Raw genomic sequence first — 24,723 nt, forward strand, 5'->3', positions numbered from 1 at the left:
CATAGAATAAATAAAAAAAGCTTTTATCACTAAAAATGAGTGATAAAAGCTTTTTTTTATGCACTTAAGAGGCATTTTTAAGGCTATATAAACGTTTTACAGGTAATTTAAGGGGTCATACCTTTCCTTATAGCAAAAACTTTAGTAAAATAGGAATAAGCGATAATTTCAAATATCAACAGAAGCTGGTGATTACATTGCATACACAAATTGAAATTAATACGGAATATATCACCCTTGGCCAATTTATCAAACTAACCAATATTTTAGAATCTGGTGGTATGGTAAAAGCCTTTTTACAGGACGTGGGTGCCATTGTAAATGGTGAATTAGAACATCGCCGCGGAAGAAAACTTTACCCGGATGATGTCGTGGAAATTGAAGGTGCTGGATCTTTTATCGTTGTCCAAAAAGATTAGTTCCTAAATGAGGAATATACATGCATATTGAAGAGTTAACCTTAACTAATTATCGAAACTATCCAAAACTTGAGCTTACATTTGCTGATAAAGTGAATGTCATCATTGGTGAAAATGCTCAAGGGAAAACGAACCTAATGGAAGCTATTTACCTTCTAGCATTTACGAAATCCCACAGAACGCCAAAAGAAAAAGAATTAATCCGTTGGGACGAAGATTATGCTAAAATAGAGGGTAGAGTAAAAAAACGAAATCAATCGATTCCACTTGAAATCGTAATCTCTGCAAAAGGTAAAAAAGCGAAATTAAATCATTTAGAACAAAGAAGATTAAGTGATTATATTGGTAACTTAAACGTCGTCATGTTTGCACCTGAAGATTTAACACTCGTAAAAGGACCTCCACAAATACGTAGAAGATTTATCGATATGGAACTCGGGCAGATTCAACCGCGTTATATCTATCATCTAGGGCATTTTCAAAAAGTACTAAAACAGCGAAATCATTTGTTAAAGCAAATGCAGAAAAATAGAAGTATGAATCGGGTCATGCTGGATGTTCTAACCGAACAATTAATTGAGCATGCTAGTACGATTTTAGAACGTCGTTTTGCCTTTATTGATTTACTCCGGAAATGGGCAAAGCCGATTCATCATGGTATAAGCCATGAGTTAGAAGAACTTGAGATTGTTTATGCCCCGTCGATAGAAGTATTAGAAACAGCATCTAAGGAGAAAATAGAAAGTAGTTATCGAGAGAAATTTAACCAAATTATAGAAAAAGAGATTGAACGAGGAACTACACTATCAGGACCACATCGGGATGATATTGTTTTTTATGTAAATGGAAAAAATGTCCAAACCTATGGGTCACAAGGTCAGCAGCGGACAACCGCTTTGTCTTTAAAGCTTGCTGAAATCGATCTTATTTTCAGTGAAGTAGGAGAATATCCAATCCTCCTCCTAGATGATGTCTTAAGTGAATTAGATGATTTTAGACAATCACATCTTTTAAATACGATTCAAGGTAAGGTTCAAACCTTCGTATCGACGACAAGTGTTGATGGTATTCATCATGAAACCTTGGAAAAAGCAGATATTTTCAGAGTCCATAACGGAAGCGTCACCACCTAAAGAAACGTATATGGTGACTTTTTGGGGGAGTAAAATTTGTTTATTCATATTGGAAATGGCAATGTTATTCGGTCAAAAGATATCGTCTCCATCGTTGACCATAATATTATTTCATCATCCACCATCATGGACGAGATGATGACAGCGAACAAGGAAGAAATCCTTGGGCCTAAAGTTGGTGCCAAGTCAGTCGTTATTACGAATAATCAGTTGTATTTCAGTACATTGTCAGTTGCAACCTTAAAGAAACGGGCAAGTATGATTTCAACAATTAGTAAATTAGACGATTATTCAGAGGATCTAGAGCTTGAATAATTAGAATGTAGGTGGAAAAGGCAATGGAAGAAAAAGTAAATGCAGAACAGTCATATAATGCCGATCAGATACAGGTATTAGAAGGTTTAGAAGCAGTTCGTAAAAGACCAGGGATGTATATCGGGTCTACAAGTGAAAAAGGTCTTCATCACTTAGTTTGGGAAATCGTGGATAACAGTATCGACGAAGCACTTGCAGGCTATTGTGATCATATTCAAATTATTATCGAAGAGGATAACAGTATTACCGTAAAAGATAATGGCCGTGGTATTCCGGTTGATATTCAAAAGAAAACGGGTAAACCAGCAGTTGAAGTAATCATGACTGTACTCCATGCCGGTGGTAAATTCGGCGGTGGCGGATACAAAGTATCTGGTGGACTACATGGTGTTGGTGCGTCAGTAGTAAACGCCCTATCAACGAATTTAGAAGTATATGTTCATCGTGATGGTAAAATCCACTTTATGGGATTTGAACGTGGTGTGCCAACTGGTGAGTTAAAAGTAGTTGGAGAAACGGATTATACAGGAACTACTACTCACTTTAAGCCAGACCCTGAAATCTTTACCGAAACTACAACGTATGATTTAGATACTCTCTTACAACGTGTTCGTGAATTAGCATTTTTAAATAAAGGAATTCGCATCTCGATTGAAGATAAACGTACTGGTGAAGAGGCAAAATCATTCCATTACGAAGGCGGAATTAGTGAATACGTCGAGTATATTAACCGCAATAAAGAAGTACTTCATGAGCCTTTCTATGCAGAAGGGGAAGACCAAGGAATCAGCGTGGAAGTAGCGATTCAATATAACGAAGGCTTTACAAGTAACATTTACTCATTTGCGAATAATATTCACACGTATGAAGGTGGAACACACGAGTCAGGATTTAAGACAGGTTTAACCCGTGTGATTAATGATTATGCTCGTAAAAGTGGTCTAATGAAAGAAAATGAGGCGAATTTAACTGGTGATGATGTACGTGAAGGAATTACCGCTATCGTATCAGTTAAACACCCGGATCCACAGTTTGAAGGACAAACCAAAACAAAACTAGGAAACAGTGAAGTTCGTGCGATTACCGATTCGGTATTCAGTGAGCTATTTTCTAAGTTTTTACTAGAAAATCCTTCGGTTGGTAAAACAATCGTAGAAAAAGGTTTAATGGCTTCTCGTGCCCGTGCTGCTGCGAAAAAAGCACGTGATTTAACGAGAAGAAAAAGTGCGCTAGAGATTTCCAATCTACCAGGTAAACTGGCAGACTGCTCATCTAAAGATGCTTCAATTAGTGAATTATACATCGTTGAGGGTGACTCAGCGGGTGGTTCTGCGAAGCAAGGTAGAGATAGACATTTCCAGGCGATTTTACCGCTAAGAGGTAAAATTTTGAACGTAGAAAAAGCACGTTTAGACCGTATTTTATCTAACCTGGAAGTACGTTCGATGATTACTGCAATGGGAACCGGTATTGGTGATGATTTTGATATTACAAAAGCACGTTACCAAAAGATTGTCATTATGACCGATGCCGATGTTGATGGTGCACATATACGAACATTACTATTAACATTCTTCTATCGTTTTATGCGTCCATTAATCGAGCATGGCTATATTTACATTGCTCAACCACCTCTTTACAAGGTACAGCAAGGAAAAGCAGTTCACTATGCGTATAACGATGCTGAGCTAGATAGAATTTTAAATGAATTACCAGATATACCAAAACCAGGTATCCAACGTTACAAAGGTCTTGGAGAAATGAATGCGGAACAGCTTTGGGAAACAACGATGGACCCAGAAAACCGTACGTTATTACAAGTAGAATTAAAAGACGCGATCGATGCCGATCAAGTTTTTGATATGTTGATGGGGGATAAAGTAGAACCCCGTCGTCAATTCATCGAAGAAAATGCACAATATGTGAAAAACTTGGATATTTAAATTTACTAATTTGAAATAAGGGAACCGGTAGAATCGGTTTCCAAAAATGTTTGAACGATTAGTTTGTCCAGACATTATCAGGAGGTTTTAAATCGATGGCGGATCAAGAACGTCAAAGTGTAAAAGAAATTAATATTAGCCAAGAAGTACGGACATCCTTCTTAGATTACGCGATGAGTGTAATCGTCTCCCGTGCATTACCAGATGTACGCGATGGAATGAAGCCTGTACATCGAAGAATATTATATGCAATGAATGATTTAGGTATGCATTCGGATAAAGCGTATAAAAAGTCAGCCCGTATCGTTGGAGAAGTTATCGGGAAGTACCACCCACACGGTGACTCTGCCGTTTACGAAGCAATGGTACGTATGGCACAGCCGTTTAGTTATCGTAATCCATTAGTCGATGGACACGGAAACTTTGGTTCTGTTGATGGTGATTCTGCAGCTGCCATGCGTTACACCGAAGCAAGAATGTCTAAAATTTCGATGGAATTACTACGAGATATTAATAAAGACACGATTGATTATCAAGATAACTATGATGGCTCAGAGCGTGAACCAGTAGTCTTCCCTGCCCGTTTCCCGAACCTTTTAGTGAACGGTGCATCTGGGATTGCCGTTGGGATGGCAACAAATATTCCGCCACATAATTTAGGAGAAACCATTGATGCTGTTTTAGCTGTTAGTAAAGATCCTGATATTTCGATTGATGAGATTATGGAGAATCATTTACCAGGTCCAGACTTCCCTACTGCTGGGATTATTTTAGGACGTAGTGGTATTCGTAGAGCCTATGAAACTGGTAAAGGTTCTATTACCGTTCGTGCGAAGGTAGAAATTGAGGAACAAGCTAATGGTAAATCAACCATACTTGTAACCGAACTACCGTACCAAGTGAACAAAGCAAAACTAATCGAAAAAATTGCCGAACTAGTTCGAGATAAACGTATTGAAGGTATTACAGACCTTCGCGATGAGTCAGACCGTAATGGTATGCGTATCGTGATGGAATTACGTCGTGATGTAAATGCTAATGTTTTATTAAACAATCTTTATAAATACACAGCATTACAAACTACTTTTGGTGTGAATACATTAGCTCTAGTAAACGGTATTCCTAAAGTATTGAATATTAAAGAATGTCTCCATCATTACTTAGACCACCAAAAAGTTATCATTAGACGCCGTACGGAATTTGAATTACGAAAGGCAGAAGCAAGAGCACACATTCTAGAAGGTCTACGTATAGCCTTAGATCACTTGGATGAAGTAATTGCCCTTATCCGTAATTCGAAAACAGCGGATATCGCGCGTGAAGGCTTAATGACACGTTTTAAATTATCCGAAAAACAAGCACAAGCAATCCTAGATATGAGATTGCAACGCCTAACTGGTTTAGAGCGTGAAAAGATTGAAAATGAATATACTGATTTACAAAAACTAATCGAAGAATTAAAAGGCGTATTAGCTGATGAGGAAAAGGTTTTAGAAATTATTCGTGAAGAATTAACCGAAATTAAAGAGAAATATGGTGATGAACGCCGCACAGAAATTACGGTTGGCGGAGCTGATTTCTTTGAAGATGAAGATTTAATTCCAGAAGAAAATATCGTCATTACCTTAACCCATAAAGGCTATATTAAACGTCTTCCATCTTCCACATATCGCGTGCAAAAACGTGGTGGACGAGGTATCCAAGGAATGGGTACGAATGAGGATGATTTCGTAGAGCATCTTGTTTCTACTTCTACTCATGACACGATTCTATTCTTTACGAATAAAGGAAAAGTGTACAAAGTAAAAGGATACGAGATTCCAGAATACAGCCGTACTGCGAAAGGGTTACCAATTATTAACCTTCTTCAAATTGAAAAAGAAGAATGGATTAATGCGGTTATCTCTGTGAATGAATTCAGTGAGGACTTGAATTTCTTCTTCACGACAAAACAAGGTATCTCCAAGCGTACGAGCTTGTCTCAATTCGCCAATATTCGTAAAGGCGGACTTATAGCTCTAGGATTACGTGATGATGACGAACTTATCTCTGTTCGTTTAACAGACGGTACGAAGGATATTATGATTGCAACGAAGAATGGTTACTTGATTCGTTTCCCAGAAGAACAAGTAAGATTAATGGGAAGAACTGCAACCGGTGTTCGTGGTATCTCCTTACGTGATGACGATGAAGTAGTATCGATGGAGATTTTAGAAGATGGCTTACAAATTTTACACGTTACGAATAAAGGTATCGGTAAACGTACGCCAGAAGATCAATATCGTATTACGAAACGTGGTGGTAAAGGTATTTTCACCGCAAAAGTCTCAGAAGATACCGGTTATATCGTATCCGTACAAGCTGTAACAGGTGAAGAAGATATTATGCTTATAACAGCAGCTGGCGTACTAATCCGTATCCCAGTAGAAGGCATCTCTCAAACCGGAAGAAACACACGAGGCGTCCGCCTAATCCGCCTACAAGAAGGCGAAGAAGTAGCAACCGTCGCAAAAATCGACCGCGAAGATGAAGAAGAAGAACTAGAACAAGATCTAGAAACTCCAAACGGAGAAGAAGTAAACGAAACAACAGAAAATGATATAGACGAATAGTAGTCTTTAATTGAGGTTGGGATATAGCTAGATAATCCGAATTTAGTACTTTACTAGCGCAGTGCATTTCTGGAAGCGGGGTAGATGCTGTAACAATCGGGTCTATGCTTGGGACATTTTTATCCCAGCCTCTATTAATAAAAGGGAGGGAATAACATGCGTGTTTCACCATCTCAATTAGTTCCAGGATGTATCCTATTACGAGACGTCAATGGAAAAACAAACCGCCCAATAATTCCAAAAAACACCGAACTAACAGAAAAACATATCACTGTCTTACATAAATTTTTGGTCGAACATGTAGATGTTTCGAATTTATTGAACAATGGTGCACCATTTAAGCCCGACTCTATCGACGAAAAAACAGAATCACCTGAATCAGAATCAACAACCATTAATTTCCTTCAGCTACCCTTTAAAGAACATTATCTTTACGTAGTGAACGAATACAAAAAGCTATTTAAATCCTGGAGAAACAAAAAAACGATTGAAAGTTTAGCTGTACGGAACCTTATTTTACCTTTACTTGACCGAATGGATGAAATAGGTTCAGAAGTATATACACTCCATCAATATGCTAATAAAAAAGATTATTTCTATCATCATAGTGTCTCCGTATCCGTACTTAGCGCCTATTTAGGGAAAAAGATGGGTTATCAAAAAGGAGAATGGCTCCAAATCGGATTAGCAGGTCTTTTAAGTGATGTAGGAATGGTGAAGTTAGGTGACTTTGCTTTTAACAAGGAAGGTGTCTTAACGAACGAGGAGAAGTTAGAGATACGAAATCACCCTACCTATTCGTATCGAATGGTGGAACACATCTCTTCTATACCATATGCCGTTAAACTAGCAGTTTTACAGCATCATGAACGTAAAGATGGAAGCGGTTATCCTTTAGGGCTATCACAGGATAAAATTCACGGGTTTGCAAGAATTATTGCAGTCTGTGATATGTACCATGCAATGACAAGTGATCGTATTTACCGTGAGAAACAATCACCATTTAAAGTAATTGAAGAGCTCCAAAAGGATCAATTTAGTAAGCTAGATCCAAGAGTTGTGCAAGTGTTTGTTGACGCAATCGCTAATTTTTCCATCGGAACGAAGGTTGTCCTATCCAATGATCAAGTAGGAGAAATCGTCTTTATTGATCAAAAACAACCAACTAGACCAATTGTCCGTTTAGATAACGGAGAAATAATTACATTAAGCAATCATCATAATTTGCATATTAAAGAAATTGTATAGAGGGACTACATGCCCTCTATTTTTTTGTATAAATATTTCCCAATTAAGATAGGTATCTTTTTTTGTGTAATATCTAAAAAGCTTGATATAAATGGGTAATCAGCATCTGGCTTCGTTGCTAGTAACTCCCCCCACCACTCTGCTTCATAGCGGGATAACATACTAAGATTATATAAAAGCAAATAATGCACCATGATTTCAGATATGGGAAAGAAAAGATTTCGATCAGTGGGCATATATATGATATGATTCAAGTCCATTGGAAAAGGACTTACCGTTTGTATGAAAGGCTCAGATAAATGTAGCTTTAAACAATCCTTCTCCTCTATCGTCTCTTTTATCGGTAAATATGCCGTTAACCGTTTTACGATAGCATTTTCCGTCATATAGTAGTCATCACAAATCGACTTTGGAATGTGGAGTGTATCATCCCCTACTTTCCCAATTCTAATTAGGCTTTTTTCCTCTTCTAATTCGAAATACGAGATTAGTTCGGGAATTAAACTAAACAGAGACCGCATTGTCATTTTTTCAAATGGTAGTTTAGTAATTCCGAATAAATGTTGAGAAAAGTACGGGAATAATCCTTTATGCTGAAGCTTCACCTCATCTTCTAAAAAGCTATAGTCTTTCTTTTTCCGCTTTCTAGCAGATACTCCATGAGCCAAAACCGATGTTGATTCTGGATAATCCGGCCGTTTTGTTAGTAGACATGCTTTTAATAGATGGGCCATCCCATAAAAAAACATGACAGGCTTTAAAACCGTATCAAGTTTCTCACCAGCACGATAATATTCTCTTCCGTGATGTAAGCAATACATAAAAACATTACAATTCTCATAGCTCTTTCTATCACAATCGACATCTTCTAATTGTTGATAGCACTGGTATAAATATTTCTGAGCTGTTTGTTGTGATTGTAAATACGTATAAAACGAATTAATATCTTCTAAAAACCGCATAAATACGTCCTCTTTTTTTGATAGAAAAATTTGAAAATATGAACATTTAATTACCAGAGATTGTATATTGAAATTATTCTTATGTTCCAGTATTGTATATAACAATAGATATACGTATTAGTTTTTCCTAAAGATAGATTTTATATTCTTTTACCTTAGTTCCTGATTAATAAATGAGGAGGATTAATATGAGAAAGGATAAGTTTGCGAAAGAAGGATTAACGTTTGACGATGTATTATTAATACCGGCTAAGTCCGAAGTTCTACCTCGCGAAGTTGATGTCAGTACTATCTTAAGCCCGAACTTAAAATTAAATGCTCCATTAATTAGTGCAGGGATGGACACGGTTACGGAAGCAACAATGGCAATTGCGATGGCAAGACAGGGTGGTTTAGGAATCATTCATAAAAACATGTCTATCGAAGAACAAGCGGAACAAGTAGATCGAGTCAAACGTTCGGAAAGTGGCGTTATTACGAATCCATTCTTTTTAACACCGGACCATCAAGTGTTTGACGCAGAACATTTAATGGGTAAATATAGAATCTCTGGTGTACCAGTTGTAAATAACGAACAGGAACAGAAGCTTGTAGGTATTATTACGAATCGTGATTTACGTTTTATTCAAGATTATTCAATTAAAATTTCTGAAGTCATGACTAGCGAAAATTTAGTGACGGCACCAGTTGGTACGACACTAGATGAAGCGGGAAACATTCTCCAACAGTATAAGATAGAGAAATTACCGTTAGTGGATGAAGATGGCATTCTGAAAGGCTTAATTACCATTAAAGATATTGAAAAAGTGATTGAATTTCCAAATGCTGCAAAAGATGCCCAAGGGAGATTATTAGTTGGTGCAGCTGTTGGGGTAACAGGAGATTCGATGAAGCGGATTGAATCATTAGTAAATGCTGGTGTTGATGTTGTAGTCGTAGATACAGCTCATGGGCATTCGCAAGGTGTATTAGACCAAGTAAGAAGAATTCGCGAAGCTTATCCAGAACTAGATATTATTGCAGGAAATGTCGCAACGGCAGAAGCTACAAAATCTTTAATCGAAGCTGGCGCAACCATCGTAAAAGTAGGAATTGGACCAGGTTCTATTTGTACGACTAGAGTAGTAGCAGGTGTTGGTGTACCACAGATTACTGCAGTTTATGATTGTGCAGAAGCGGCAGCAGAATACGGCATTCCTGTCATTGCAGATGGCGGAATTAAATATTCTGGAGATATTACCAAAGCCATCGCAGCCGGAGCACATGCTGTCATGCTTGGTAGTATGTTTGCAGGAGTATCGGAAAGTCCTGGTGAAACCGAAATTTATCAAGGCAGAAGATACAAAGTTTATCGTGGAATGGGCTCAGTTGGCGCGATGAAAGCTGGTTCTAAAGATCGTTACTTCCAAGAATCATCTGATGCGAAAAAGCTTGTTCCAGAAGGTATCGAAGGAAGAGTTGCCTACAAAGGACCTCTAGCAGATACAGTCCATCAATTAATCGGTGGTTTACGTTCAGGAATGGGATATTGTGGAACGCCAACAATAGACCAACTAAGAACAGAAGGACAATTCATTCGCATAACAAACGCCGGCTTACAAGAAAGCCATCCACACGACGTCCAAATTACGAAAGAAGCACCGAATTATTCTTTAAAAGGATAATTCATATAATAGATTAAGTTGAAACACATGAAAAAACCGAACTAATTTTATTCCTTCTGTAGAATTTGAATTAGTTCGGTTTTTTGCTTGTGGTGGATTTAGAATTATTTGAATGGCCACTCCATCGTATCAACCATAGTGAAATTCTAATAAAAACAATGACAAATATAGCTTGTCGTGTATTATCCAGTAAATCAAAAGGGGCATTTCTTATAGAATCAATGATCGTGTAGGAAATGAATAGCAAAATAAACCCCCCTATAAGAATTAGTAATTCCCGTACTACTTTATTTTTCATAGAATCCCCCTTCAAATTCTCTACAAATACAATATATATATAATTAAATTTGGATTTTATAAAGGAACACAACTGAAAAGTGATACCTATAAGTAAATTTGACTAATTACGACACAAAACCAAGATCAGAGTTTTTCTAACCCCTATTTTATGATAAAATACAAAAGGTGTTCTATAAAAATACAAGCATTTCATTACAGGGTGGAGGTTACCAAAGTGAAACAGATCTATTCCAAACTATTTATGATGTTTCTCGTTGTCTTAATCGCAACAACATCATTTATGTCACAACCTATGAATACACAAGCACAAGAATTAGAATTAGATGCTGAATCAGCTATTTTAGTTGATGCGGAGACGGGAAAAGTACTATATGCCAAAAGCCCTGACATTGCACTTCCACCAGCAAGTATGACCAAGATGATGACAGAATATCTTGTTTTGGAAGCAATTGAAAACGGGGAAATTACTTGGGAAACAACAACACAAATTAGTGATTATGCATATAGCATTTCTGCCAACCCTGAGTTTTCAGGAATTGGATTAACACAAGATAAAAGTTATACCGTAAAAGAATTATATGAAGCAATGGCTATCTTTTCCGATAATGGAACAACGATTGCTCTTGCAGAACTAATTTCAGGTTCTGAAGGTGAATTTGTAAAACGTATGAACCAAAAGGCTGAGGAAATGGGTCTTCCAGATTATCAATTCGTAAACTCAACGGGACTAGACAATAGTTCACTAGGTGATAATTATCCAGAAGGAACAGATCCGAATGGGACAGACTTGCTTTCTGCTCGTTCTTTAGCTTTGTTAGCATATAACTTAATTAATGAATTTCCACATGCACTTGAAATTTCAAGTCGTATTGAGGATGATTTTGAAGGCTATACTGTTGAAAATTTAAACTGGATGTTGCCACATGAAGCATCTTATTTACAACAGTTTTATTATGAAGGAATTGACGGCCTAAAAACGGGTTATACAGGTCTTGCTGGTTATACGTTTACTGGTACAGCTGAACGTAATGGCAATCGATTAATCACGGTTGTCATGCGGACAGACAGTAAGGAAGCTCGTTTTGAACAAACAGCCAAGTTAATGGATTATGGCTTCAGTCAATTCGAAAAGAAAGATCTATTTGCTGCGGGATATCAGCTTGAAGGAAAAGAGTCTATTCCAGTAGCGAAAGGAAAAGAAGATACAGTAGATATTTCTATCAAAGAAGGTATTTCTCTTCCAGTAAAAAGTGGCGATGAAGAGCTTTATAGCTTGGAATATAGTATTGATAAAGACTTATTAAATGAAGATGGTAATTTGATAGCCCCAATTAAAAAGGGCGATAAAATTGGTACTGCAAAACTAGTTTATACTGGTGAAAATGATTACGGCTATATCTTTAATGCTGATAATTTAACTGTTGATATTGTTGCGGAAAAGACGGTAGAAAAAGCAAATTGGTTCATGCTAACATTAGGTGCAATCGGTGATTTCTTCAGCGGAATCTTTTCTTCTATCGTGGATACAGTTAAAGGTTGGTTTTCTTAAAAAATAGTGAGGCTATAACAAAAATATTTTAGTCAATCGAGTAACCAAACATAGTGCACCTACCACGCACCGGAAATATACTACGCTTTCCGCGGGCGGCTGGTGAGCCTCCTCGTGCTTTCGCACTGCGGGGTCTCACCGATGCCTTTCCTCCCGCAGGAGTCTCCGTATATTTCCGGTGCTGGTAAGGTGCATTATTCAGCTTTATACCTGAACTATTTAGTTAAATCCCACCTCTTTTTTTGAATTATAACTATAATTCCATTGTCATAAATACACTATTTGGGTCCTCTTCGTAATCGGCAAAAGGATCACAATAAAGAAACCCAAAGCTTCTGTACAGTCTTCTAGCGGGTTCAAAGGCATCCATGGAGCCAGTTTCTAAGCTAAGACGCTTATATCCGCGTTGCCTAGCTTCTACTATAATATGTTCCAAGATTCGCTTAGCAACTCCCTTTCTCAAATGTAGCGAGGATGTCCGCATAGATTTAATTTCACCATGCCCTCTATCAATTTCTTTAAGAGCACCACACCCTACTAGTTCATCTTGCTCCCAAGCACTCCAACAAGTAATTTCAGGCTTTCGTAGTCGATTAATATCGAGTGCATGAATACTCTCTGGTGGTGATATGTTAGCCATCTCCCGTAGATGTCCTTCGATTAACTCGATCACTTTCGGGTTTGTTAAGTCATCCAGTACAATTTTCAAATGAACCCCTCCCCTTATTTACTTTTTATATAGCCACACTCTACCCTCAAAGTAAATATGTTTTATGTATAGTAGTCTACATATCGTAAAAAATAGTTAGTAGACTAAGGATAAAAACTTGCACTTTACACAAAAATTAGCTAATATATTGATTAACTAAAACATGAGTTTGAAAAGTGATGATAGGAAATAGTAACAGTATTATTTTCTCAAGAGAGTCGATGGTTGGTGTGAATCGATGTAAATCTACTGTGAATCCATCCTGGAACTGGTTTACCGAACGAACAGTAAGTAAACCCGGTTACGTGCCGTTAACACGAATGAGCCGGAAGAGATTTCTCTTCAACAAGGGTGGCAACGCGGGAATATCAACTCTCGTCCCTATTATTGGGATGAGGGTTTTTTTGTATTTAAAAATAAGGAGGAATTTACCATGTTAGATATGAAGTATTTACGCAATCATTTTGAAGAAGTAAAAGCAAAACTACAACATCGCGGTGAAGATTTATCGGAATTAGATCGCTTTGGCGAATTAGACGAACGTCGTCGTGAATTAATTACGAAAACAGAAGCTTTAAAAGCACAGCGTAATGAGGTTACGAAGCAAATTTCTCAGCTGAAAAAGGAAAAGAAAGATGCGGATGAAGCCATTAAAGAAATGCGCCAGGTTGGCGATCAAATTAAAGAATATGATGATGAATTAAGAGAAATTGAAGAAACATTAAATACAATCATGTTATCGATTCCAAATATCCCACATGAAAGTGTTCCAGTTGGTGAAGATGAAGATGATAATATTGAAGCTCGCACATGGGGAGAGGTACCAGCATTTAATTTTGAAGCACAGGCCCATTGGGATGTTGCAACAAATCTAGATATTATTGACTTTGAACGTGCTGGAAAAGTGACCGGTAGCCGTTTTGTATTCTATAAAGGCCTTGGTGCTAGATTAGAGCGTGCTTTATGGAGCTTTATGATGGATTTACATGCTGATGAGCATGGCTATGTAGAGATGCTACCACCAACGATTGTAAATCGTGCAAGCATGACTGGTACAGGACAGCTTCCAAAGTTTGAGGAGGATGCGTTTAAATTAGAAGGTTGGGATTATTTCATGGTACCAACTGCTGAAGTACCAGTTACGAACTATCATCGTGAAGAAATTTTAAGTGTCGAAGATTTACCTACGAAATATGTAGCATTTAGTGGAAGCTTCCGTTCAGAGGCGGGTTCTGCTGGCCGTGATACACGTGGCTTAATCCGTCAGCACCAATTTAATAAAGTAGAATTAGTGCAATTTGTTAAGCCTGAGGACTCTTACGAAGCGTTAGAGGAATTAACAGGACATGCGGAAAAAGTATTACAGCTACTTCAATTACCATACCGCGTGATGAGCATGTGTACAGGTGACTTAGGATTTACAGCTGCAAAGAAATACGATATTGAAGTGTGGATTCCAAGCCAAAACACGTATCGTGAAATCTCTTCTTGCTCTAACTTTGAAGATTTCCAAGCAAGACGTGCAGGAATTCGTTTCCGAAGAGAACCGAACGGCAAACCAGAATTCGTACACACCCTAAACGGCTCAGGCCTAGCCATCGGCCGCACCGTAGCAGCCATCCTAGAAAACAACCAACAACCAGACGGCACCGTCAAAGTACCAGAAGTACTAGTGCCATATATGGGTGGAGTGGAGTTTATTAAGTAAAGTTTTTATGTTATTAGTTAGTGTGCTAGTCAAATAGGAATTAGGATAAAATTTATTGCTATGAGTGGCGGGAATACACGTAGACTCCAGCGGGAGGAAAGGCATCGGTAAGACCCCGCAGTGCGATAGCACGAGGAGGCTTACCAGCCGCCCGCGGCAAGGTAGACACTGCGAGGTAGTTTCGAGCAGATGTCGCCCCTGTGCTGAAAGTAAAAGCGAAGTGTATTCCCGCCACGGACATGGCATGAGAACTATAGGACAGGCAACAATAAAAATTATCTCTCAAATAAGAAAAGTTTTATATTTAAATACCGACAAAAAAACGCATAAATCGTGTTGACATTAAATTTTAAATCATGTATATTAATATTTGTTGCCACGGAGGTATACCCAAGTCTGGCTGAAGGGATCGGTCTTGAAAACCGACAGGCGGGTCAAACCGCGCGGGGGTTCGAATCCCTCTACCTCCTCCATTTTTAAACAAGCGCATAAATATTGGAGATATAGAAAACCACTACATTGTAGTGGTTTTTTTACGTCTTTATACTATTTGCCCTCACTCATAAACGACTCCAACAAAGCCATCGGAATATGATACTGACCTTTATCATCCGCATGAAGTAACGCTTCCTCATCAGCCTCATCTTCCTTTAGCTGATTAATCTCATGATGAAGCTTCTCCATCCGATAATCTAATTCAGATGCAACAGTCGCCGTGGACTTTAACTCTTCTGTTAAATGTTCAGGGACATTTTTATTATACTTATAAAAAATCTTATGCTCTAAGCTCGCCCAGAAATCCATCGCAACCGTTCTAATTTGGATTTCAACAAATACCTCTTTCACTTGGTCCGATAAGAATACAGGTATTGTTACGATCAAATGTAAGCTCTGATAACCATTTGGCTTTGGATTTTTAATATAATCCTTCACTTCAACTACTGTTATGTCCTGTTGATTTTGTAAAAGCTCACTAACCTTATATATATCGGATATGAAGGAACAAACTATACGGATTCCTGCAATATCACGAAGTTTGCTTTCAATTGCTTCCAGATTAAAGTCGATATTTTTTCTAGCAATTTTTTTTAAAATACTTTCAGGAGACTTTAATCTCGTTTTCGTATGCTCAATTGGATTATAGTCGTGTATATACTGAAATTCCTCTTGTAATATGTCTATTTTCGTATTAATTTCATCGAGACCGAATTTGTATAGCATAATAAAACGAGTTAATTCTTTTCGAATCTCTTTGATATTTTGTAGTTTTACATCTGTACGCAAGGTATGTCTTCCTTTCTAACAAGATACTTCTATTATACAGCAATTCCATCATTTACCCGGTTGCTAAAGTAGGAGAATTTTTTTCCAATAAAAAAATGATACATCACCTTCATGTATCATTTTCATTATCTTATTTAATTAATTCTCTCGTTTCCCAACGTCTTGATTGTTGAATGAAATGACCAATCTTCTCTAATATTGGTTCAATAGAAGTATCATCATCCATTAAATCATAATCAGAAATGTTAATTCTTAAGATCGGACAAGCATTAAAGTTATTAATCCAGTTTTCATAGCGATTGTACATTTCTTCCCAATACGTAATTGGTGTGCTCTTTTCCATTTCACGTCCGCGTTCTTTGATTCGTTTTAGAACTTCATCAAAAGAACCCTCCAAGTAGATTAGTAAATCTGGATGTGGAAAATATGGTGTCATGACCATGGATTCGAATAGACTTGTATATGTTTCATAGTCTGTTTTAGACATCGTGCCATTTTCATAATGCATTTTCGCAAAAATTCCAGTATCCTCATAGATAGAACGGTCTTGAATAAAGCCGCCACCATATTCAAATATTTTCTTTTGCTCCTTAAAGCGCTCAGCTAAGAAGTAGATTTGTAAATGGAAGCTCCAACGTTCAAAGTCCGCATAGAACTTTTCTAAATACGGATTCGTATCTACTTTCTCAAATGACGTTTTGAAGTTTAATGCATTAGCTAATGCTTTTGTCATCGTAGACTTCCCTACCCCAACCGTACCAGCAATGGTAATAATACTATCATTTGGGATATGGTATTTTTCTCGTAAATTCATAGTGAAATCTCCTTATTATTTAGATATCATTTCAAAAGAGGTTAATTGCTTCTGTACCTGCTCAATTATCGAATGTAAATCAGCGTCATTCTTAACGAAGTCTATATCATCTCCGTTTATTCGGATAACTGGAATTTCTGGATGTAACACTTCAAATTCATTCATATATGCCTCATAATCTTCTGCGAGCTGTGCTAAATAGGATGCTTTAATATTTTGCTCGATTTCTCTACCTCGCATCTGAATCCGGTTTAAAATCGTATCGAGACTAGCATGTAAATAAATTAACATATTTGGAACAGGCATATCTGCTGTTAAGATGTGATAAATCTTCTCGTACTTATGAAACTTATCTGCTTGTAGTGTACGCTTCGCGAAGATCATATTTTTCGATATATGATAGTCTGAAACAACAGGCTTTTGTTTTGTTAAATATTTTTTATCTATATCTTCTAATTGTTTAAATCGATTGCAGAGAAAGAACATTTCTGTTTGGAAGCTCCACTCATCGATATCATCATAAAATTTACCTAGAAATGGATTTTCTTCTACAATTTCTTTTAATAAATAGAAGTTAAAGTGATCTGATAGCCGTTTAGCTAACGATGTTTTACCAATACCAATTGGCCCTTCAATTGCGATAAATGGGACCTCTGTCATTCTAGTTCCCCCAATCAAATGAAATACTGACAGATATCTTTTAATTTTATCATACTACGAATTTGCTATCTAGACTGTATTTGGAGGTTTGTAAAGTAATATTTGGTATATCGTTTAAGTTTTAGTACTTTGAATTTGGCCCCTTGTTTTGTATAATAATGATTATTCCTTAACTATTTGCCCTCGTAGCTCAGGGGATAGAGCATCGGTTTCCTAAACCGTGTGTCGCAGGTTCGAATCCTGCCGTGGGCGTCTTAGTAATTATTGAAAAGAAAACTCATTCCTTAAGGTAACGGGTTCGGATACGGGAGGGAAATTAGTTAATACCACAGTAAATTTCCGTTCAATTTGCACCAAATTGGTATACAAAATAACAATCAATTCCTCTTTATAGCAGGTATGCTTTTAGGATTGGTTGTTTGGATGTTACAAAAGAACAATAACCGGTTGAAGAATGTTTCCGAACTTATTATTAGGGCTTTACAAGTAGTTTCACTAATTATGATTATAGTAGGTTTTACAATAGCTTATTTAGACATTGTTAAAATTGGGATATATATATTCATTCTAACATTTGCAGTATTTTTGGTGCGAAAAACATTTTTATATATTCAAACTAAAAACTAACTTTCAATATTGGGTGCTTGAGTTGAATAGAAAGTTATAACGAAACGCTCTTAGAGTATTATTGCAAAGAGCGTTTTTTACTTTCCAATTAGGTTGCAAATTATAATGGGATCATTACAGCCCCATAAGCAATTTATTAACGGGGTTTGGCTTTGAATGTTTGTTTATGGCTATGAAATTAATCACAGTAAATTCAGATAACTTCAACCCTTACCTATTCGTATGAAGAACATTTGAATAGTATGAATCAATGAATGATAAGCTAAATTTAACATCAAGAATTAACAGACATCAAGCCCTGCATCTATTTGCAGGGCTAATTTGTTTTAATTTTCTCAGATTGTTACTGTTTTGGAATACCTGGAGGATAATAATAAGGAGGAACCTTTATATAACCTCGTTTTCTCATAACAACCTTTAACGAAGAACCAAATTTCATCTTTTCCAACATACAATGAGTAAATAGTAAACCGACATCATTTCTTATAGATTGACTTGCTGCTGTTGCACAATGAACTACTGCTGTGACTGTTTTTATGCTTAAGCCGTTCATTAGTTCGTCATCTGTCATTTTTGTTCCCAGCGGAACTGCGTTTGGATCTGAATTCGGTCTTTGCTCACTTGTCGGTGGTAGGGAAATCCCTTCTTTTTTCAATAAATCTTTAAATCGTTTCCCCTGTGAATCACATTGTTTTAAGCTTTGCTCTAACATTTCTTTCACTTTATCATCATTGGTCGAATTGAGACCGATTTGAATGAATATAGTTGCTTCATCCATTAGTGCGAGGTACATCCAACAACTCATCACTTCTCCTACATGAAGAGGGTTTTTAGGTTCATTGTCCAACTGCATTTGTAAATAATCTTTTATTGCTTCAAAAATAGTTGTCATTCTTACACCACCCAATAAATGCTTGATCTCTACAATTTTTGGCAATTTTATACAAAAAAATACCTATTAAATGTTGTACTTATATATGACAGTCCTTTCTTGTACGATGCTTTCACTAACATCTACCATAAAAAAATAAATTTTGTTTATGAGGTAATAGATTAGATAACTTCAATACTGGGGTATAAAAGAGAGATGAGATTTTACATATGAAATTGAAAATACGTCTAACAGCATGAAATAATACTTTTAGGTATTTTTCAAAATTTTTATCTCATGTGAATTAGTACACTTAAAGTAAAGGGTGCTTTACTTGAAAAGGTGATCTATTAAAATCGCCTTTTTATTATATTTAAAATTCTTCATTTGTTTTTGGAATATTATGTTAGTATTGATGTTGAAGTTATTCTGCTAACAGGGCAGTTTAGTGGAAGAAGCGAGCTAAATTTATAAGAAAGATAGGTGATAAAATGGAACAAAAAAACATAGAAATATTATTAAACAAAGTATTTTATTTCGTCTCTCTATTTTAGTGATGTTGCTTTTAAATGTTGTTTACGTATCAATTGAACTTTATAAATCTAATATTAGTAAACCTTTATTAGCTAAATCTGAAGTTACACAAGTAGAATTTGCTAAAATTGAAACACTTACAAATTACGCAATAACAATTGAGACTGCATTCATCACTTTGACAATCGGGTCTATAGTATTTATGTTTCTTAAAAAGAATAGACCAAAGATAAAAAGTTCCAACCTCTTTCTACTTACTTTTCTAATGTTATTATTAGTATTGAATATGGTTATAGCTTGGATATTTGATGCACCAATCGGTAATATTACACAACTATTATTCATTCCTATAATTATTGTGTTTGTGGTATATATTTATTTAGTTATTAGAAATACCTCTCGTAGATTTGTAGTAGAGGGGGATTTTTAAGTAAAGGGTGCTTTAGTTGAAGAAAGAATTAAAAACAAATTAAATTATGTAAGGACGATTATTCTATTATTTAGATAATCGTCTTTTTTTCTGCGCAAAATCCGCACATTTTTAGCAAGTATATGAACAAAGGAAATAGCGTAAAATTAGCAAGCGTCTAATAGTTATTAAACACTTGCTAATTTGCCTACCAATATCTATGTTGATTTCATTAAACACTAGTACAATCCTTTAAATATCAACGAAAATAGAAAAGTTAATAATGTGCTGATAACTTCTCTATAAGTGATGTTAATTATAATTTTCTCTCCCTTAACCGAACCCGTTATCCTTAAGGAGTTTTTTTTTATTTTCACATTTATTTTTATAAATGTAATCTATTGAAATACAGGTGGTGAAGTACATATCTTTTGTGGTAAATAAAGACAATCGCTCCTTAATTGATGTATACTAAAACTACTAGAGACATATTTAATAGTTTTTAATTTATAGATATCGAGGTGGGTAACATGTTCGTTGCAATTATTCTATTAGTTGTATTTGCTATATTAGTATTTTTAGTTTCCTTCCGAGTGAAAAAGTTTGATGCCCAGGCAAGCTATGATGAATTAAGCACTCGACAAACCGTGGAATTTTATAAAATCAATAAGCGATTAATGGTATTAGAAGAAGAATTGATGGTGGAATATAAAGAATGAGAGATTTTTTACGAGGGACAACATTTGGAGTATTACTAGCTACTGGGATCTTAGCGTTTGTCTATTATACGACTCCTAAAGAAGTTATCGTTACGGAAAATACGGAGAATGAATACTCGACCGACTCTGCTATCGCATATCTAGAACAGCAAGGTTATAAGGTTGCGAAGAAAGATGTAGTAGAACAAGATGTATCCGAAGAAGAAAACGAATCTACAGACCCGGAAGAAGTAGAGGAACAAGAAGATACTGTGGAAGAGGAAGCGGAAGAATCTACAGAGGAAACCGTTAAAGCATATCAACTCGTTATTGAAAGTGGCATGTCTTCCGTTACGGTTTCGAATCTACTTTATGAAAACGGGATTGTTGATGATGCAAGAGCGTTCGATAGCTATTTAGTAAATCATGGCTATCAAAGCGTAATTCGTCCAGGTACATATGATGTGAATGAACAAATGAGTTATGAAGAAATTGCGATACAAATTACAAATTAATAAAGCTGGTAGAATCTCCTCTTCCATTTTGGGAAGAGGTTTTTTCTTGTTTTAATTGATAAAAAATTCTATTAAATTAGGATTAAATACTTTAAAAAATTCACAAAATGTTCTAAAATACTAATAAACATTTTAAATTTTTCATAATTTAAGAAATGTAATCGGTTCCAAAATTTTGAAGATGAGGTGAAAAGGATGGATATGCAACGTGTACCTGCTAGAGAAGGAAACTACAATTTAAAGAACTATGATGAATTACGAGCAACCTTCCAATGGGAAGATGCGCATAAGCACTTTACTTGGAATGAAACAGGGAAGGTAAATATTGCGTACGAAGCAATTGACCGACATGCAGAAGATCCGAATAAAAAAGATAAAGTGGCGCTTCTATATTCTGCGCCAGGAAGAGAAGAATCCTTAACCTTTTCCGAAATTAGTAAGCAAAGTAATCAATTCGCCAACGTCTTAAAAAAATACGATATTCAAAAGGGTGATCGTGTATTTCTATTCATGCCGAGAAGCCCGGAATTTTATGTTAGCTTCTTTGGTATCTTAAAGGTTGGTGCGATTGCTGGTCCGTTATTTGAAGCGTTCATGGAACAGGCTGTACGTGACCGTCTTCAAGATAGTTCAGCAAGAGTACTCATTACGACACCTGATTTATTAGAACGTGTCCCACAAGAAGATTTGCCAGACTTAGAGAAAATTGTCTTAGTTGGTAATCGCAGTGAGGCATCCGATAAGTATATTGATTTTTATGAAGAAATGGAAGTAGCTAGTGATAGCTTTGACATCGAATGGGTAGATTTAGAGGACGGCATGTTAATCCATTATACATCTGGTTCAACTGGAAAGCCTAAAGGGGTTTACCATGTACATAATGCGATGATTCAGCATTATAAAACTGGTGAATGGGTGCTTGATTTGAAAGAGGATGATGTATACTGGTGTACAGCTGACCCAGGCTGGGTAACCGGTACAAGTTATGGTGTGTTTGCGCCATGGTTACATGGAGTTACGAATGTTATTCGTGGAGGTCGTTTCACACCGGAAGATTGGTATGAAACATTGGAGAAAAATAATGTAACCGTCTGGTATACGGCTCCTACTGCATTACGTATGTTAGTAAGTGCTGGAGAAGACTTAGTGAAAAAATATGACTTCTCTTCTCTTCGTCATATTATGAGTGTTGGAGAACCGCTAAATCCTGAAGTGGTAACTTGGGGACTGAAAGCATTTGATTTACGTATTCATGATACATGGTGGATGACCGAAACGGGTGCACAGTTAATCGTGAATATTCCATCTGAAGAAATTCGTCCTGGTTCTATGGGTAAACCAATTCCAGGTGTTGAAGCATCGATCGTGGATAATGAAGGAAATGAAATCCCGCCGAATCAAATGGGTAACCTGGCAATTAAAGCTGGCTGGCCGTCAATGATGCGTGCGATATGGAATAATCCGAGCAAATATGATAGCTATTTTGTGAATGGTTGGTATGTATCAGGCGATAGTGCATACCGTGATGAAGATGGCTACTTCTGGTTCCAAGGCCGCCTAGATGATGTCATTAACACATCAGGTGAGCGTGTAGGACCATTTGAAGTAGAAAGCAAATTAATCGAGCATCCAGCTGTCGCAGAAGCGGGTGTTATTGGAAAACCTGATCCACAGCGCGGGGAGATTATTAAAGCGTTTATTACACTAAATCCAGGATATCAGGAGTCTGATGAATTACTAGAAGATATCCGTCAATTTGTTAAAACGGGATTAAGTGCCCATGCTGCACCACGTGAAATTGAAGTACGAGATTCGATTCCAAAGACCCGAAGCGGAAAAATTATGCGCCGACTTCTCAAATCTTGGGAATTAGGTTTGCCAACTGGTGATACGTCTACATTAGAATCATAAAAAATAGCCCTCCAGTTCAATCTAGCTGGAGGGCTTTCCTCTTATTCAGGTTTATAGATAAAATAATCAAAATCAGCATGTTTCCTTCTGCCAGATGTATCCTGACAATGCATTCCGACAAATGCCCCGGTGAAGAATCCCCCACCTTGAATATAATCATCTGATAGCTTGTAAGATTCAAAGGATAGTGGGATTTTTACCCATGTTTCCCCGTCAAAGGAATAGGAATACGCATAAAGATGGGTGTTCACATCAACCTTTAGATAAACATATTCCACATGATCAGGAATTTTAATTTCATTCCCCTTCAATGGCTGCCCAAAAGTGAAATTATCACATGTAACGATATCAAGAATGCGACCTTTTTTCTCGTTCCATGTTACGGTTAATGTTGTCCAGTTTTGTGTGTTGTAATAGTTTACTAGCCCTGCTGCTTGTTGGAATGTATCCGGGTTAAATGCAACTTTCGTCTCAGCGGTAAAATTAAAATGTTGCCATCTTCTTGCGATAAAGCTTTGGGTAAATTTTGATGTAAGTGACTCTCTACCGTATAGACGTAAATGACCAGGATTATCTTTCAATGAAGCAATCTCTTCCCCTAAAGGAATCCGTAAGCTTTGAAAATGTAAATTCAATGAATCAGAATGAAAATCATCTTTTTCCTCATAATCTGGTTCCCACTCTACTTCTGGAATATTCGGCCCTTCGATTTCTAAAGCTGGTTGATTACCACCAACAACGTATGGCCAATCATCACGCCATTCTAGCCGCTGAATTGCCGTTTCGCGACCTAGTGGACAGAATCCTCTTGGATCTAATAATGGTTGCCCGTCTCTCGGTAACGGGCGTCCGGTTAAATGGACTAAAAACCATTCATCCGTATGAGTATGTACCATGGATGCATGCCCTGCCTTTTGCAGCGGATTTCTCGGATACATAAACGATGTAATAAGTGGGTTTTCTGGATGTACTTCATATGGTCCCCATAAATCTTTAGAACGTGCTATCGTTGCTTGATGGTCATATTTTGTTCCACCTTCAGCGGTTAATAAGTAGTAATAGCCATTCACTTTGTAAAGGTGTGGTGCTTCGGTTAATTTAATATCTGTTCCTTTAAATATCACTTTAGATGGACCTATTAGCTTTTGTTGTTCCACACTATATTCCTGTAATACAATGCCGTAAAAATTATGATTACCTACGCGATGATCCCAAACCATATTTACAAAATACTTTCTTCCATCGTCATCATGGAATAAAGAGGGATCAAACCCAGAGCTATTCATATGAATCGGTTCGGACCATTCGCCGTCAATAGTTTCACAGGTTACTAGATAATTATGACAATCTTTCCACTGTCCTTCTGTTACTTTCACATCGGTATAGATGAGCCAGAATTTCCCGTCACTATAGGATAGAGCAGGTGCCCAAATGCCACCTGAGTCCGGGTTTCCCATCATGTTTAGCTGGCTTAGTCTATTTAGTGGTCTAGATACTAGTTTCCAATTTTTTAAGTCTTTCGAATGGTAGATTCCGACCCCTGGAAACCATTCAAATGTGGAAACAGCAATGTAATAATCTTCGCCAGCACGGCAAATACTTGGATCTGGATTAAATCCGGTTAAAATTGGGTTTTTAATGGTAGTCATTGTTTTTGCCTCCTTTAAAATTGAATGCGTTTACATTTATGGTTAAAATTATCAAATAAATCTAGTTGGTAGATGGTGGCCGCAGTCCGTATACACTCTGCTTTCACTTCCAGTACAGGGGCGACATCTGCTCGAAACTACCTCGCAGTGTCTACCTTGCCGTGGGCGGCTGGGGAGCCCCTCAGAGCT

Annotated in this window: 19 protein-coding genes, 2 tRNA genes and 1 other annotated feature; of the genes, 14 read left to right on the plus strand and 7 right to left on the minus strand. The window is 36.9% G+C overall.

Annotation, left to right across the window (positions count from 1 at the left end; genetic code table 11):
• The first annotated feature begins 197 nt into the window (after positions 1–197).
• From yaaA to AB1K81_RS11360, 6 genes are all read left to right on the plus strand, one after another.
• Positions 198–419, plus strand: coding sequence for a S4 domain-containing protein YaaA (gene yaaA, locus AB1K81_RS11335; protein WP_412976745.1), 222 nt, complete (start codon positions 198–200; stop codon positions 417–419).
• Between the two features lie 20 nt (positions 420–439).
• Positions 440–1,552 (plus strand): DNA replication/repair protein RecF, encoded by a 1,113-nt coding sequence (gene recF / locus AB1K81_RS11340; RefSeq protein ID WP_412976746.1) that lies wholly within the window; start codon positions 440–442, stop codon positions 1,550–1,552.
• Positions 1,553–1,588: 36 nt separating this feature from the next.
• Positions 1,589–1,867, plus strand: a complete 279-nt coding sequence (gene remB, locus AB1K81_RS11345) for an extracellular matrix regulator RemB (RefSeq protein WP_412976747.1) — start codon at positions 1,589–1,591, stop codon at positions 1,865–1,867.
• Positions 1,868–1,890: 23 nt separating this feature from the next.
• Positions 1,891–3,810 carry a DNA topoisomerase (ATP-hydrolyzing) subunit B gene (gyrB, locus tag AB1K81_RS11350; protein WP_412976748.1) on the plus strand — a complete coding sequence of 640 codons (1,920 nt, stop codon included), beginning with the start codon at positions 1,891–1,893 and terminating at the stop codon, positions 3,808–3,810.
• 95 nt (positions 3,811–3,905) lie between these two features.
• Positions 3,906–6,422: a DNA gyrase subunit A gene (gene gyrA, locus AB1K81_RS11355; RefSeq protein ID WP_412976749.1), complete on the plus strand. Its 2,517-nt coding sequence runs from the start codon at positions 3,906–3,908 to the stop codon at positions 6,420–6,422.
• Positions 6,423–6,578: 156 nt separating this feature from the next.
• The gene (locus tag AB1K81_RS11360; protein WP_412976750.1) at positions 6,579–7,670 is read left to right on the plus strand and encodes an HD-GYP domain-containing protein; all 1,092 of its coding nucleotides are present in this window, start codon (positions 6,579–6,581) and stop codon (positions 7,668–7,670) included.
• A 5-nt stretch (positions 7,671–7,675) separates the two neighbouring features.
• Here the strand turns inward: AB1K81_RS11360 and AB1K81_RS11365 are convergent, their stop codons facing one another.
• Positions 7,676–8,632 carry a YaaC family protein gene (locus AB1K81_RS11365; RefSeq protein WP_412976751.1) on the minus strand — a complete coding sequence of 319 codons (957 nt, stop codon included), beginning with the start codon at positions 8,630–8,632 and terminating at the stop codon, positions 7,676–7,678.
• 188 nt (positions 8,633–8,820) lie between these two features.
• Here AB1K81_RS11365 and guaB point away from each other — a divergent pair, with 188 nt between their 5' ends.
• A complete protein-coding gene (gene guaB, locus AB1K81_RS11370; protein ID WP_412976752.1) occupies positions 8,821–10,296 on the plus strand; it encodes an IMP dehydrogenase in 1,476 nt (491 codons plus the stop codon).
• Positions 10,297–10,810: 514 nt separating this feature from the next.
• Positions 10,811–12,145 (plus strand): D-alanyl-D-alanine carboxypeptidase family protein, encoded by a 1,335-nt coding sequence (locus AB1K81_RS11375; protein WP_412976753.1) that lies wholly within the window; start codon positions 10,811–10,813, stop codon positions 12,143–12,145.
• A gap of 253 nt (positions 12,146–12,398) precedes the next feature.
• Here the strand turns inward: AB1K81_RS11375 and AB1K81_RS11380 are convergent, their stop codons facing one another.
• Positions 12,399–12,854 carry a GNAT family N-acetyltransferase gene (locus tag AB1K81_RS11380; protein ID WP_412976754.1) on the minus strand — a complete coding sequence of 152 codons (456 nt, stop codon included), beginning with the start codon at positions 12,852–12,854 and terminating at the stop codon, positions 12,399–12,401.
• 170 nt (positions 12,855–13,024) lie between these two features.
• Positions 13,025–13,240, plus strand: a binding site (T-box leader).
• Positions 13,241–13,287: 47 nt separating this feature from the next.
• On the opposite strand from AB1K81_RS11380, the gene serS reads away from it, so the two are divergent.
• Positions 13,288–14,562 (plus strand): serine--tRNA ligase, encoded by a 1,275-nt coding sequence (serS, locus tag AB1K81_RS11385; RefSeq protein ID WP_412976755.1) that lies wholly within the window; start codon positions 13,288–13,290, stop codon positions 14,560–14,562.
• A gap of 380 nt (positions 14,563–14,942) precedes the next feature.
• Positions 14,943–15,035, plus strand: a tRNA-Ser gene (locus AB1K81_RS11390).
• A gap of 73 nt (positions 15,036–15,108) precedes the next feature.
• On the opposite strand, the gene AB1K81_RS11395 is transcribed toward AB1K81_RS11390, so the two are convergent.
• The 3 genes from AB1K81_RS11395 to AB1K81_RS11405 all read right to left on the minus strand — a co-directional run bounded on the left by AB1K81_RS11395 (position 15,109) and on the right by AB1K81_RS11405 (position 17,320).
• Positions 15,109–15,846 (minus strand): GTP pyrophosphokinase, encoded by a 738-nt coding sequence (locus AB1K81_RS11395; protein ID WP_412976756.1) that lies wholly within the window; start codon positions 15,844–15,846, stop codon positions 15,109–15,111.
• Between the two features lie 130 nt (positions 15,847–15,976).
• Positions 15,977–16,660, minus strand: a complete 684-nt coding sequence (locus AB1K81_RS11400; RefSeq protein WP_412976757.1) for a deoxynucleoside kinase — start codon at positions 16,658–16,660, stop codon at positions 15,977–15,979.
• A gap of 15 nt (positions 16,661–16,675) precedes the next feature.
• On the minus strand, positions 16,676–17,320 hold the full coding sequence (locus AB1K81_RS11405) for a deoxynucleoside kinase (protein WP_412976758.1): 645 nt from the start codon (positions 17,318–17,320) through the stop codon (positions 16,676–16,678).
• 179 nt (positions 17,321–17,499) lie between these two features.
• Here AB1K81_RS11405 and AB1K81_RS11410 point away from each other — a divergent pair.
• Positions 17,500–17,572 (plus strand) — tRNA-Arg (locus AB1K81_RS11410).
• A 718-nt stretch (positions 17,573–18,290) separates the two neighbouring features.
• Here the strand turns inward: AB1K81_RS11410 and AB1K81_RS11415 are convergent.
• Entirely contained in the window at positions 18,291–18,839 is a 549-nt protein-coding gene (locus tag AB1K81_RS11415) for a DUF3231 family protein (RefSeq protein WP_412976759.1), read from the minus strand.
• A 1,452-nt stretch (positions 18,840–20,291) separates the two neighbouring features.
• On the opposite strand from AB1K81_RS11415, the gene AB1K81_RS11420 reads away from it, so the two are divergent.
• From AB1K81_RS11420 to acsA, 3 genes are all read left to right on the plus strand, one after another.
• The gene (locus AB1K81_RS11420) at positions 20,292–20,480 is read left to right on the plus strand and encodes a hypothetical protein (RefSeq protein WP_412976760.1); all 189 of its coding nucleotides are present in this window, start codon (positions 20,292–20,294) and stop codon (positions 20,478–20,480) included.
• On the plus strand, positions 20,477–20,974 hold the full coding sequence (locus tag AB1K81_RS11425) for a hypothetical protein (protein ID WP_412976761.1): 498 nt from the start codon (positions 20,477–20,479) through the stop codon (positions 20,972–20,974). Before AB1K81_RS11420 ends, AB1K81_RS11425 begins: the two co-directional genes overlap by 4 nt.
• A 195-nt stretch (positions 20,975–21,169) precedes the next feature.
• Complete coding sequence (gene acsA, locus AB1K81_RS11430; RefSeq protein ID WP_412976762.1) at positions 21,170–22,885, plus strand: acetate--CoA ligase; 1,716 nt, start codon at positions 21,170–21,172, stop codon at positions 22,883–22,885.
• Positions 22,886–22,926: 41 nt separating this feature from the next.
• On the opposite strand, the gene AB1K81_RS11435 is transcribed toward acsA, so the two are convergent.
• On the minus strand, positions 22,927–24,534 hold the full coding sequence (locus AB1K81_RS11435) for a glycoside hydrolase family 43 protein (protein WP_412976763.1): 1,608 nt from the start codon (positions 24,532–24,534) through the stop codon (positions 22,927–22,929).
• Between the last annotated feature and the right edge of the window lie 189 nt (positions 24,535–24,723).

Origin of the sequence: Ornithinibacillus jepli (assembly GCF_047228935.1) — a bacterium.
Classification (GTDB): domain Bacteria; phylum Bacillota; class Bacilli; order Bacillales; family Amphibacillaceae; genus Ornithinibacillus.